The organism is Corynebacterium sp. CCUG 70398, from assembly GCF_024454055.1.
Lineage (GTDB): Bacteria > Actinomycetota > Actinomycetes > Mycobacteriales > Mycobacteriaceae > Corynebacterium > Corynebacterium genitalium.
The window spans coordinates 355972-368789 of record NZ_JAGPYZ010000001.1; the positions used below are offsets into that span (position 1 = coordinate 355972).

The 12818-nt window shown below is 61.6% G+C and carries 11 protein-coding genes and 1 tRNA gene; 9 read left to right on the forward strand and 3 right to left on the reverse strand.

The window, feature by feature from the left end; translation table 11 throughout:
* The first annotated feature begins 20 nt into the window (after window positions 1–20).
* The 5 genes from KBX07_RS01690 to KBX07_RS01710 are packed head-to-tail and all read left to right on the forward strand — an operon-like array spanning window position 21 to window position 4743.
* On the forward strand, window positions 21–977 hold the full coding sequence (locus KBX07_RS01690) for a pseudouridine synthase (RefSeq protein ID WP_255997523.1): 957 nt from the start codon (window positions 21–23) through the stop codon (window positions 975–977).
* Window positions 977–1675 carry a (d)CMP kinase gene (gene cmk, locus KBX07_RS01695; RefSeq protein ID WP_255997525.1) on the forward strand — a complete coding sequence of 233 codons (699 nt, stop codon included), beginning with the start codon at window positions 977–979 and terminating at the stop codon, window positions 1673–1675. The genes KBX07_RS01690 and cmk overlap by 1 nt, the downstream gene beginning before the upstream one ends.
* On the forward strand, window positions 1672–3192 hold the full coding sequence (der, locus tag KBX07_RS01700) for a ribosome biogenesis GTPase Der (RefSeq protein WP_255997527.1): 1521 nt from the start codon (window positions 1672–1674) through the stop codon (window positions 3190–3192). The genes cmk and der overlap by 4 nt, the downstream gene beginning before the upstream one ends.
* 9 nt (window positions 3193–3201) lie before the next feature.
* Complete coding sequence (locus KBX07_RS01705) at window positions 3202–3930, forward strand: PHB depolymerase family esterase (RefSeq protein ID WP_005290224.1); 729 nt, start codon at window positions 3202–3204, stop codon at window positions 3928–3930.
* 3 nt (window positions 3931–3933) lie between these two features.
* Window positions 3934–4743, forward strand: a complete 810-nt coding sequence (locus KBX07_RS01710; RefSeq protein ID WP_083770297.1) for a PHB depolymerase family esterase — start codon at window positions 3934–3936, stop codon at window positions 4741–4743.
* A 31-nt stretch (window positions 4744–4774) separates the two neighbouring features.
* On the opposite strand, the gene KBX07_RS01715 is transcribed toward KBX07_RS01710, so the two are convergent.
* Complete coding sequence (locus KBX07_RS01715) at window positions 4775–6406, reverse strand: HNH endonuclease signature motif containing protein (RefSeq protein ID WP_005290221.1); 1632 nt, start codon at window positions 6404–6406, stop codon at window positions 4775–4777.
* A gap of 171 nt (window positions 6407–6577) precedes the next feature.
* Entirely contained in the window at window positions 6578–7369 is a 792-nt protein-coding gene (locus tag KBX07_RS01720) for a class I SAM-dependent methyltransferase (RefSeq protein ID WP_005290219.1), read from the reverse strand.
* Between the two features lie 178 nt (window positions 7370–7547).
* On the opposite strand from KBX07_RS01720, the gene KBX07_RS01725 reads away from it, so the two are divergent.
* The 3 genes from KBX07_RS01725 to KBX07_RS01735 all read left to right on the forward strand — a co-directional run bounded on the left by KBX07_RS01725 (window position 7548) and on the right by KBX07_RS01735 (window position 10286).
* The gene (locus KBX07_RS01725) at window positions 7548–8438 is read left to right on the forward strand and encodes a PHB depolymerase family esterase (protein ID WP_005290218.1); all 891 of its coding nucleotides are present in this window, start codon (window positions 7548–7550) and stop codon (window positions 8436–8438) included.
* Between the two features lie 72 nt (window positions 8439–8510).
* Window positions 8511–8870, forward strand: coding sequence for a VOC family protein (locus tag KBX07_RS01730; protein ID WP_040423721.1), 360 nt, complete (start codon window positions 8511–8513; stop codon window positions 8868–8870).
* Window positions 8871–9110: 240 nt separating this feature from the next.
* A complete protein-coding gene (locus KBX07_RS01735) occupies window positions 9111–10286 on the forward strand; it encodes a zinc-dependent alcohol dehydrogenase (protein WP_256022743.1) in 1176 nt (391 codons plus the stop codon).
* A gap of 19 nt (window positions 10287–10305) precedes the next feature.
* On the opposite strand, the gene KBX07_RS01740 is transcribed toward KBX07_RS01735, so the two are convergent.
* Window positions 10306–10379: transfer RNA gene (locus tag KBX07_RS01740), tRNA-Pro, on the reverse strand.
* An 87-nt stretch (window positions 10380–10466) separates the two neighbouring features.
* Between KBX07_RS01740 and secA2 the strand changes: the two genes are divergently transcribed.
* The gene (secA2, locus tag KBX07_RS01745) at window positions 10467–12764 is read left to right on the forward strand and encodes an accessory Sec system translocase SecA2 (RefSeq protein WP_256022744.1); all 2298 of its coding nucleotides are present in this window, start codon (window positions 10467–10469) and stop codon (window positions 12762–12764) included.
* Window positions 12765–12818: the final 54 nt, after the last annotated feature.

Here is a 12818-nt window from a genome sequence, read left to right on the forward strand (position 1 = left end):
CACTGGTAGCTTGGGAAACCATGACTCCTCCCGCTCGCCGAGAAGGCACACCGGACAAGTTCTATCTCTCCAACGCGAAGCCCGCCAAGCACCAGAACGTCAGCTTGAGCAAGCGCCGCGAGGCCGCCGAAAAAGAACCACACCCGCTCGAAGACAACTGGTGGGACTATCGCGACGACCCAGTCGCCCCCGAAGGCAACGCCATTAGCGACGACACCGAAACCGCGGCGCAGAAGAAGCGTGGCGACGGCATCCGTTTGCAAAAGGTACTCGCCCAGGCTGGAGTGGCGTCCCGCCGCCACTCCGAGGTGATGATCGATGAGGGCCGCGTCGAAGTCAACGGCAAGATCGTGCGCCGGCAGGGTGTGCGCGTTGACCCGAACGTGGACATCATTCGCGTCGACGGCGTGCGCGTGAACGTCGATGAGGACCAGCAGTACTTCGCGCTGAATAAGCCGCGCGGCGTGCACACGACCATGGAAGACGAGCTGGGCCGCCCGTGCGTGGGTGATTTCGTCGCGGACCGCGTTGCGGCAGGCCAGCGTCTTTTCCACGTCGGCCGCCTTGACGCTGACACGGAGGGCTTGCTGCTGCTCACCAACGACGGTGAGCTGTCCAACCGCCTCATGCACCCGAAGTACGGCGTGGAGAAGACCTACCTGGCCACAGTTCTCGGCGAGGCCAAGCCCGCGCTTGTGCGCGAGCTCAAGAAGGGCATTGAGCTTGAGGATGGGGTGGCGAAGGCTGACTACGCTCAGATCGTCGATACGCACCAGGGCCAGTCGCTGATCCGCCTGGTCATTCACGAAGGCCGCAAGCACGTCGTGCGCCGCATGCTCAAGGAGGCCGGCTACCCGGTCCAGCGGCTGGTGCGCACGAAGATTCACACGGTGCAGCTTGGCGAGCTCAAGCCCGGCGCGATGCGCGCCCTCAACGATTCCGAGCTGACTGCGCTGTACAAGGCGGTGGAGATGTAATGAGTCAGATTTCCAATATGCCCAACGGGGGCCTCATTCTCGCTGTCGATGGCCCTTCCGGTACCGGCAAATCCACGACGTGCCGCACGTTGGCGAAGCAGCTCGACGCGAAGTACGTCGATACAGGCGCGATGTACCGAGTGGCTACGCTCGCTGTCCTGCGCGCTGGTGTCGATCCCTCCGATACAGATGCGGTCATCGAAGCCACGCGCGATCTTCCGTTGGAGGTCAGCGATGATCCGGATTCCACCGAGGTGCTTTTCGACGGTGAAAACGTTGCCCGCGAGATCCGCGAACGCGAGGTCACGCAAAACGTTTCTGCTGTGTCCGCCATTCCTGAAGTGCGCGTCAACCTCGTCGAACTGCAGCGCAAGTTGGCGCATGACGCGCACCGCGCCATCGTTGAAGGCCGCGATATTGGCACCGTCGTGCTTGTCGACGCCCCAGCCAAAGCCTTCCTTACCGCCTCACCCGAGGTGCGGGCCACACGGCGCTACAACCAGGACACCGCAGCCGGCCACGATGTGGATTACGACACCGTTTTAGCCGATGTGATCCGCCGTGACGAGCTCGACTCTTCCCGCGCGACGAGTCCGCTGCGCCCCGCTGAAGATGCAGCCGTGATCGACACCTCTGAGATGGGCAAGGACGACGTGCTGAACAGCCTGATCGGGCTGATCGAAAGGAGCGCACAGTGACGCATCCACACGATGAAGACGAAATCGAGTTCTTCGAGGGTGATTTCGACGAGGGTGATTTCGATGAGTCGGAGTTCGGTGAAGCTGATTACGGAGAGTCTGAGTCCGATTCCGACTTTTCTGACGATGACCTGACCGAAGAAGATTGGGCGGAAGTAGAGGAAGCCTTCGGTGTCACCGCCGATGGCCACCTCGAAGAAGCCTTGCCGACGGTGGCTATTGTCGGCCGACCAAACGTGGGCAAGTCCACGTTGGTCAACCGGTTCCTTGGGCGCCGTGAAGCTGTTGTGGAGGATCACCCTGGTGTGACCCGTGACCGCGTGAGCTACCTGTCGGACTGGAACGGGCAGCGCTTCTGGGTGCAGGACACCGGTGGCTGGGATCCGGACGCGAAGGGCATTCACGCCTCCATCGCGCACCAGTCAGAAGCGGCGATGGCTGACGCTGATGTCATTGTCATGGTCGTCGACTCCCATGTCGGTGTCACCGAATCGGACGCTGTCATGGCGAACAACCTGCAGCGCTCCGAGGTCCCTGTGATCCTTGTGGCGAACAAGTTCGAGTCTGAGTCCCAGTGGGCGGACGTCGCCGAGTTCTATTCGCTCGGTCTTGGTGACCCATGGCCCGTATCGGCACTGCACGGCCGCGGCGGTGCCGACGTTCTCGATGAGATCGTCAAGTCGTTCCCGGAGGAGCCCAAGTCGGCGAACTCGGTCACGGAAGGACCGCGCAGGGTTGCGCTCGTCGGAAAGCCGAACGTCGGCAAGTCTTCGCTGCTGAACAAGCTGTCGCGGTCGGACCGTGCGGTCGTCGATAGTGTCGCGGGCACCACCGTTGACCCCGTCGACGAGCTCATTCAACTTGACCAGAAGCTGTGGCGTTTCATCGACACCGCTGGTCTGCGCAAGAAGGTCAAGAACGCCGAGGGGCACGAGTATTACGCGTCGCTGCGCACGCGAGGCACGATCGATGCCGCCGAAGTGTGCGTTGTGCTTATCGACGCCTCCCAGGAGATCACCGAGCAAGACCAACGCGTCATCAGCATGGTGCTCGACGCCGGTAAAGCAATGGTCATCGCGTTCAACAAGTGGGACTTGATGGACGAGGACCGTCGGTACTACTTCGACCGCGAATTCGACATGCAGCTGGACCACCTGCCGTGGGTGTCCAAGATCAACATTTCTGCGGAGACGGGCCGTGGGCTGCACCGCCTGGAGAAGGAAATGACCACGGCGCTGGAGAACTGGGATAAGCGCATCTCCACCGGCCAGTTGAACAACTGGATGCGGGACGCGATTGCCGCGAACCCGCCGCCGATGAAGAACAACCGCCTGCCCAAGGTGCTCTTCGCCACCATGGTGTCTACGCGCCCGCCGACCATCGTTCTGTTCACCACTGGCTTCCTCGACGGCGGGTACCGCCGATACCTCGAGCGAAAGTTCCGTGAACAATTCGGCTATCACGGCACCCCGGTGCGCATTGCCGTCCGCGTGCGTGAACGCAAGCCCCGTAAATAAGGAGACGCCATGACCGGACAGTCACGCCGTATCACCCGCACCGTCACAGTCGATGGGGTCGACCACACCTACCAGTGCTCTGTTCCGGTCACCTTAGAGGGGGACAAGTTACCGGTCATTCTGGCGATTCACGGTAAGGGTGACAACGGGCATGACTTCCTCGTGGGCACGGGACTCGGTGCCGCCAAAGCGATTGTCGCTGCGCCGACCGGGCGTGGTCTGGCGTGGAGCCCCGCGCCCTACGCCGTGACGACGGTCGAGGAAGACACCGCACTAATTCACGCCATCCGTGACGACATCATCGCCACCTACTCCGTCGACCCGGAGCGGGTGTATCTGGCCGGGTTTTCCAATGGCGGAGGGTTTGTCGCCGTGCTTGCCGTGAATGATCCGTCAGCCTATGCCGGTGTCGCGACCGTCTCAGGGGCGATTCGTGTGGATATGGATCTGCTGGAGCAGGGCACTCCGATCGACTACCTGAACATTCACGGCACCTGGGACGACGTTGTTCCCTACATGGGCCAAGACCGTGGAGTTCTGGGCACCATCATGCCGGCTCCCGACGTGGTCGCCGCCTTTGAACGCCGAAATGGCGATACTGCTCGCACAGTGCACATCCCAGTGGAGGGCATGAGCCACGAATGGCCCTCAGGGATATGGGCCAGGGGCCGGGGCATCGACGTGACCGATGAGATCCTCGGCTTCTTCGATATCGAGAAGTTGGCGGAGCAGGAGTAAACGGTGCGACGCGCAGTCCGATCGACCGCGTTAGGCGTCTTCGCCGCCGTTTTGCTCGCATCCTGCGCTGGTCCGGAAAGCTCCCCGCCAGAGACGAGTAGTGCCTCGGTGCCAGCGGAGGTCTCGCAACGCACCGTCAACGCCGCAGGACGGGAGCGGACCTATACGGTCTCCACCCCGCACGATGCGGACGAGCCTTTACCGGTCATCATTGCTTTTCACGGGCGTGGTGGCACCGGTGAGAGTTTTCTCACGGGCACAGGGTTGGACGACGCACCAGCAATCGTGGCTGCACCTGACGGTGTTGGTGGCGCATGGGCCCCGGCACCCTATGCCGACACCACACTGAAGGACGAAACCGCATTCATTGAAGCGATCGTCGCCGACGTGAAAGCCACCTTTCCGGCTGAAAATTCGCAGGTCTATCTCGTGGGGTTCTCCAACGGTGGGGGACTGGCCACCGCTGCCGCGGCAGCTCACCCTGACCGCTATGCGGGCGTAGCCACAGTGGCTGCAGCCGTGCGCACAGATCCGGCACAGTTCACCACAGGTGAAGCTATCGACTACCTGAACATCCACGGCACCTCCGACATCAGGGTTCCCTACGACGGCGAACTTCGCGGCACTAGTGACCGCATTTACGGCGCCGATGACGTCGTGGCGGCCTTCCGCAAACGCAATGGCGATGCAGGCCGAGTCGAGCACCTTGCCGTTGACGGCATGGGGCATGGGTGGCCGGCGGGATCTGGGGCCGACAGCGTGGACGTCACCGAGGAAATTCTTTCCTTCTTTGGTCTGAGTGCTCTCCCGTAACTGTTCAACTTTTCGCCGAAAAGGCGGCGCATCATTCTTCTGCTGTGGAAAAGGGGTAGCCAGCAGGGCGGAAGAAGGCGTGGATGTCGTACTCCTCGTCGCAGTAGCTGTGCGGGTCGTCGGGATCGAAGTCTGCATCGCGGCCCGTGCCGTCGTAGGTGTTGAAGAATTGGTTGTCGGGGACTACGAGCTCATCGTCTGGCACGGCCTTTGGCGGGAGCGGGTGGTAGTGGAAGATTTCGTCGAATTCTTCCTCGAGGTCCTGCAGATCAGCCTTGCACTGTTTGTAGAGGTCCCAGGCAGCTGTTTGCTCCTCCGGAATGTACGGATCGTAGGCTTGTGCGGTGGTCTCGTAGGCGTCGAGAACTGCGTGACTTTTCGCCAGAAAGTGCTCGGTTTGCTGTCTGAGGCGCTCGACATCGTCAACACTGCGCCGCCACCTGGGCGCTGTGGGGGTGGTGTAGGCGGCGAGCAAGCCATTGGGATCGGTCCAGTAGTAGGTGCCGTCTTCGAGAAGCCACACGATTGATCCTGTCACCGGGTCGGGGACATAGAATGCGCGGCGATCGGTTTTCAGGTTGTGGTGGTGCTGGCATAGGCAGAACAGATTGTCGGCCGTGGTCATGCCACCTTCGTCGTAAGGCTGGCGGTGATCGAGCTGGCAAGCCTGTGCCGGGCGTGTGCAACCCGGGTACACGCACGTGCCGTCCCGGCCGCGGACGTAGGCGGCGACATCAGCTGGCGCGTCGTGCCCAGCGACGACCTTCTTCGACGCGACGTCTAGGTCCACCTCGGTCGTGCCGTAGGTGGCGGCGAAGTGGTGCAGCAAGGCTGTGGAGTTCGGCCCGGTGTGCCCGAACCCGGGAATGAACGCCGCGGCCTCTTGGTCGACCTCACCGTCAGCATTTTTGGGGGCGTAGGCGTAGATCGTCGCCATCGCAGCCGGAGTGACGTCACCGGTGGCAAGCTTGACCAACGCGTTGGCCTGCGTGGTTCCAAGTTCGCGCGCGGTCGCCTCAATGCTTGCTCGCATGGCTGCAATAGTGGCGTTGTCAGCGTTCAGGGTCATCCATGCTGTATCAGCGCCCGCAGCGCCAGGGCCGAAGTCGAGATCATTCGTGCTGGGAGGACCCTTCTTACGCTTCTTCCGCCGCTCAGGATCGAATGCGGCTGCGTTGTCGAACTCCGCGATCATCTTGTTCAACCGCAAGCTGATCGTGTTGCTCGTGGGCAACGGTTGCCGGGTCCGGGTGGGGGTGAATATGTCCACCAGCACGTCATCGAAAGCTTCGTAGGCTTCGGCGGGTGCCTCGCAACCAAGGGCAGCGATTGCTCTTGCGATGGCGTCTAGTCTGTCGACGTCTAACCGCCAATGCTCTTTTTGGATCGCACGGAGACCCGGTAGCCGGCGCAGCGACTGGTAACCGTAAATGCCTTTCTCAACTTCGCCCTTGCGCAACCCGCTGCGTTGCGTCAAGCGGGTCACTTCCAGGTCGTAGTCGCGGGATCCCGCCAACACGTTCTCAGCGTCGGCGAATTCCATGAAGGCGTCGGCTTGACCTTGCCGGATGGACTTTCCGGCAGTTGCAGCGGGACAGTCCGGGTCTTCGGTGACGAAGAAAGGGGCCCGCTTACCCTTCTTCGCTTGCCTACAAGTGTCCATAGTGTCCCCCTCGACGTCGTCGGTTCCGTCCGGATAGCTATGGGAACATTCTTGCAAACCGATGTACCAACATAGCCAGAAACCGAACCCAAAATAGAACGCGCGTTCGAACGATGGACAGATCGCCCAGTGTCTGGCGAGGTCGTTCGAAAAGGCCGGGACGTCGTTAAGCTAGCGCCGCTCGTACACGAACGCGTCGGTGCGATAGGGGAGGGGAATGGGCTGACCTTTGTCGAACCCGAGGCGATCAAAGAGGTACCACCGGAGATTCTCGGTGACCTTCGCGCGCGTGGCCTCATTCGCCCGCAGCCAGTACGATCGCGTGCGTGCGAGTGCGAAGAGGTCGTCCGTGGTCACGGCTTCAAACCACTTCGTGCGCAGTTCGCGTGAAAGCGCCCATTGCTTAGCGACGTCGGGATAAAACCCTTCCCTCTGAACATCCCCCGAGTGACTGATCCGGGAGAGCCGCAGAACCCACGGATGCGACACGTCGAGAGTGTTCCAACACAGGAGCAGTTTGCCTCCAGGCGCGACGACACGGTGGGCCTCTGCGCTGGCCGCCGCGGTGTCGACCCAGTGCCAGGTTTGGGCACAAGTGATGGCGTCAACGGAGGCGTCAGTAAGCGGGAGTGCTTCACCGACTGCTCGGAGAGTTTTCACCTCGGGCATGCGAGAGCGCAACACCCTGAGCATGTCGTTGGAAGGATCAGCTGCGTAGATGGTGCGGCCAGGCTGCACCAGCAGCTCTGTGAGCTTGCCCGTCCCCGCGCCGAGATCGAGTACGCTGCCCGCCGTGCTTATGAGCTCGGGGATGGTAGTGGGGTAGGAGGGGCGTGTGGCGTCGTAAAGCTGCGCCCCGGACGCGAACGCTCTCGCTGTGTGTTGTCGCGATGCGGCGTCGCGGAACCCCGGCATATCTTTGGCGCTGGGTTTGAAGTTGCGTGGAGTGGGGCTGGCTTCCATTACGTGTCAACTTACCGGTCGACGCTTTGATTGCTAAGGTTGCCCACGAAAGCAGCGCCACGATTCCTAAGGATGCACCTTCACCGTGCGAAAACTCACACGATCAGCAGCGATAACCTGCTCTTTCCTGCTCTCTGCCGGGGCGCTTGCAGCATGCGGGGATGGCAATAAAGAGTCGATGCGCGCCGACAGCGTCGCCGAGGAAGTCACGCAGAAGGTTCGTGAGGAACTTGTGCAACCGGTGCGCGATTTCGAGGGTGAACCGTTCACTGAAACCCGGAAGATCAAAGCTGGTGGACTCGACCGGGAATTCATCCTCACCGTGCCGCCAGAAGTCGATGAGCGGTCTGATCTACCACTGATTTTCGCGTTTCATGGGTATACGAACAACGCGGAGGCAATGCGTCAGTTCACTCAGTTAGATAAAGCACATGCAGTGGTCGTGTACATGAACGGTGTGGGCAGCGCATGGGCGCCGGCGCCCTACGCGAAGACATCGGGGGAGCAGGATCTGGCGTACTTCGACGCGGTGCGGCAAGAGATGCTCGAGGAGTTCTCGATCGATCCCGCCAAAGTATTCGTCACCGGCCTGTCGAACGGCGGCGGGTTTGCCGCCTATGCCGCGTGCCACCGTTCCCATCAGATCACCGGCATTGCGACAGTGTCTGCCGCGTTCTACGACAAAGTCTTCGATGATTGTTCGCCAACCCCGGTCAAGCAGATCGACATGCACGGCACCAAAGACGGCATCATCGACTACTACGGGGGAGTGCGCCACAACGAGGCCATCCTCAGTATTCAAGACGTCATGGCTAACGCAGCTCGGCGAAACCACTGCGAACCCGAACCCGTCCGCGCAGAGATCCGCCGTCCCGGCGAAGAGCTCGTGTGGGAGGGCTGTGATGCGCAGCTGCGCCATTACCGCCTCGACGGCGGTAGGCACGTCTGGCCGGGCAGTAAGCAGGACGACAGCTTCGCCACCCAACCATCTGACGGATTCGGAACAGAGACGATTCTGGACTTCTTCGGTGTGGATTTCACCGGCGCGGTGGGGCCGAACCCGCAGTAACCGCACAATCAATTGCTCCGGCGGGTTTTTACCTATCCTGGTGTCCACGATCTCGAAAGTAAGGAGCAAATAGTGAACCGTGAACTTGTTTTCATCGTGTACGCCTCGGACATCGACGCATCGGTCGCTTTCTATAGTGACCTCCTGGGTCTTGAGACCGACTTTGTCACGCCCCGCTACGTCACCTTCGCGCTGGGTGAGGGGGTGTTCTTAGCGCTATGGTCGGGAAATGCCAACTCGCTGGAAGGTGCAGCGAATCGCACTTCGGAGGTATGCCTGAACGTGCCTGCCGAAGAGGTCACCACCACGTTCGAACAGTGGAAGAACAAAGGGGTAACGATCCTCCGCGAGCCCTATGAGGAAGTGTTCGGCACGACGTTTGTAATCGAAGACCCCGACGGGAATCTTATTCGCGTCGCGCCTATTGACTAGGTCTGCTGACGAGGCCAACAGCTGCAAAGAGTAAAGGCCTCGGACAACTCATCTTTCGACCCCTCAGCGGTGAGCCCGATCTAACCCCACTCCTGATTTTCGCGTGCCGGATGAAAGCCACCGCAACTCGACGAATAGCCTTTGTTTTACTGGCGAAAGTTTCACACTGCCTAAAAACGTTGCGCACTCAAAGAAGTCGGGATTACGCTCGGCCACACCCTAACCATGGAAAGGTTCCCCATGAAAGCACTGACCTGGCAAGGGAAACGCACCGTGAGCGTCGAGGAAGTCCCCGACCCCAAGATCATCGAACCCACCGACGCCATCATCCGCGTCACCTCCACCGCCATCTGCGGCTCTGACCTACACCTCTACGAGGTCCTTGGACCCTTCATGGACAAGGGCGACGTGATCGGGCACGAGCCGATGGGCATTGTCGAGGAGGTCGGCAGTGCTGTGACCAACCTCAAGCCCGGCGACCGCGTCGTGGTCCCCTTCACCGTCTCCTGCGGGCACTGCTTCATGTGCGAGCGCGGCTTTCAGTCTCAGTGTGAGACCACGCAGGTGAAGGAGTACGACAAGGGAGCTACCCTGTTCGGTTACTCGCGCCTCTACGGCTCGCTGCCCGGCGGCCAGGCCGAGTACCTGCGCGTCCCGCACGCCGACTACGGCCCCATCAAGGTCCCCAGCGTCGGCGAGGACGAGCGCTACCTCTTCCTTTCTGACGTTCTGCCGACCGCCTGGCAGGGCGTCAAGTACGCAGGTGTCCCTGACGGCGGCACCCTCGCGGTGCTCGGCCTCGGCCCGATCGGGCAGATGGCCACCCGTATCGGTGCGCACTTCGGCTACCGCGTCATCGGAGTCGACCCCGTCGCGGAGCGGCGCGCCATGGCGGCCCGGCACGGGATCGAGGTCATCGAGGACGGCGAGGATGTCGTCGAGAAGCTGCAAGAGCTTTGCGACGGCCGCGGGTCCGACTCCATCGTCGACGCCGTCGGCATGGAAGCCCACGGTTCTCCCGTCGGCGGCGTCGCGCAGGCTGCTACCGGCCTGCTGCCCTCTCCGCTCGGGCGTGCTGCCATGGAAAACGCGGGGCTGGACCGCCTCAGCGCGCTCTACACCGCCATCGATGCCGTGCGGCGTGGCGGAACCATCTCCCTCAGCGGCGTCTACGGCGGGATAAAGGACCCGATGCCGATGATGACGATGTTCGACAAGCAGGTGCAGATGCGGATGGGCCAGTGCAACGTGCGCAACTGGACCGATGACATCCTCCCGCTGGTCGACGACCCGTCCGACCCCCTCGGCGTGCTCGACCTGAAAACGCACAGCGCACCGCTCGACGACGCCCCTGCCATGTACGAGAAATTCCAGAAGAAGGAGGACGGCTGCATCAAGGTCGTCCTCAAGCCGTAAGAACCCGTGAAAAGAATTGTCGGGCTGACAGGATTTGAACCTGCGACCCCTACACCCCCAGTGTAGTGCGCTGCCAAACTGCGCCACAGCCCGTTGCTCCCGAAGCATTCTTGGGGAACTTCGATAGATTACAGCACGGTCAGTTTAATCAGTAATCAGCAGGTCACGTAGAGTCGCACTATGGGTAAGTTTGACTGGTTCTGGAAAGCGATGGGCTCGACGTCTGAGCGCAACGACAAGAAGTCGAAAGGCATTGTCGCTTCCGCGCACGAACTCATTCCTGCGTACGAGGGGCGCAGTGATGCGGAGCTCGCCAAGGAGATCCGGGCAACCGTTGTGGACGGGCAGATTCAGAAGAAGCCAGAGTTTCTCGCCATTCTTTCTGTGGCCTCAACCCGCACGTTGGGGATGACGCCGTTCAACGTGCAGAATCAAGCGGTACTGCGTCTGCTCGAAGGCGACGTGATTCAGATGGCCACCGGTGAAGGCAAGACGCTCGTGGGTGCGATGGCTGCCACGGGTTTCGCACTCACTGGCAAGCGTGTGCACGTCATCACCGTGAACAACTACCTCGCGCAGCGTGACGCGCAGTGGATGCGCTCGCTCGTCGAATTCTTCGGGCTCACGGTGGGCTTTGTCACCGAATCGAGCGAGCGCGAAGACCGGGTTGAATCGTACAGGGCGGACGTAGTCTACGCGCCAGTTGCGGAAATCGGATTTGACCACCTGCGCGACAACCAAATCACGAGTCGCGGCCAGACTGTTCAGGCGCGAGCTGACGTTGCGCTTGTCGACGAGGCAGACAGCGTGCTTGTCGACGAAGCCTTAGTCCCGCTCGTCCTCGCCGGTTCCAAGCCAGGGGAGCAGGCTACCGGGCAGATCACGGAGGCTGTTTCCCATTTGAGGGAGGGGATCGACTACACGATCGATGCGGATCGCCGCAATGTGTTCCTGACCGACGACGGCGCCGCCAAGGTGGAGAAGTCTCTCGGCATTGACTCGCTGTATTCGGATGGGAACATCGGCACGATTCTCGTGCGCGTCAACCTCGCATTGCACGCGAAAGCGCTGCTCATCCGCGATGTCCACTACATCGTTCAGGACGGCAAGATCGACCTAGTGGATGCCTCCCGTGGTCGCGTCGCTGAGCTCCAACGCTGGCCCGACGGTTTGCAGGCGGCTGTCGAAGCGAAGGAAGGACTCGATGTCAGTGAGGGCGGCCGCATCCTCGACTCCATCACGCTCCAGGCACTGATGCGCCGTTACCCGCTCGTGTGCGGGATGACGGGTACTGCGGTGGAGGCGACGGATCAACTGCGCCAGTTCTACGACCTGCGCGTCTCGGTCATCGAGCGGGCTAAGCCCCTCCAGCGTTTCGACGAGCAGGATCGCGTTTACGCCACCATGGATGAGAAGTTCAAAGCCATCGTCGCCGAGATTGCCCACCTTCATGGCACGGGGCAGCCAGTGCTCGTCGGCACGCACGACGTGGCTGAGTCTGAGGCTCTTGCTGACGCTTTGACGCAGCGCGGCATCGAGGTCAACGTGCTCAACGCCAAGAACGATGCGGAGGAGGCGCGCATCGTGGCAGAAGCGGGCGATCTGGGCCGCGTCACGGTGTCGACGCAGATGGCCGGACGAGGTACCGACATTCGCCTGGGCGGCGCTGACGAGGCCGACCACGATGCCGTTGCGGAACTCGGTGGACTAGCGGTGATCGGTACGGCCCGCCACCGCACAGCGCGCCTGGACAATCAGCTCCGTGGCCGCGCGGGACGCCAGGGCGATCCTGGCTTGAGTTTGTTCTTCGTGTCCCTCGAAGATGACATCGTGGCCGCGGGTGGGGCGGACGAGAAGATCACTGCGCAGCCCGATGCCGATGGCCGGGTGGACGCAAAACGCATCCACGACTTCGTGGCCCACTGCCAGCGTGTCACTGAAGGCCAACTGCTGGAAATCCACGCGCAGACGTGGAAGTACAACCAGCTCCTTGCAGATCACCGGGCTATTATCGACGAGCGCCGCGCCATCCTCTTGGACACCGACCGTGCATGGGTCGAACTGTCCCAGCGTGCGCCGGAAAAGGCTGCGGAGCTCGAGGCTGCGGGCGTCGATAAGCATGTGCGTGAACAGGCCGCGCGCGAGATCATGCTTTTCCACCTCGACGACGAATGGTCCGAGCATCTGGCCCATATGGACGACGTCCGTGAGTCCATCCACCTGCGGGCCATCGCACGCGAAACCCCGCTGACCGAGTATCACCGAATTGCCGTGCGGGAGTTCAAGGAGCTGGCACAACGCGCTGTCGATCGTGCCGTTGACACCTTTGAGCAGGTGCTTATCGACGACCGCGGCGCCCACCTCGCTAACGCCGGCTGGAAGCGCCCGAGCGCAACGTGGACCTACATGGTGTCCGACAACCCGCTCGCCGGGGGAGGAAACTCAGTCATCTCTGGGATAGCCAGCATGTTCCGGTAGGTTAGAGCGCGAACCGCCCACGATCGCAGCGCGGTCGACGAAGTTGTCGGTATG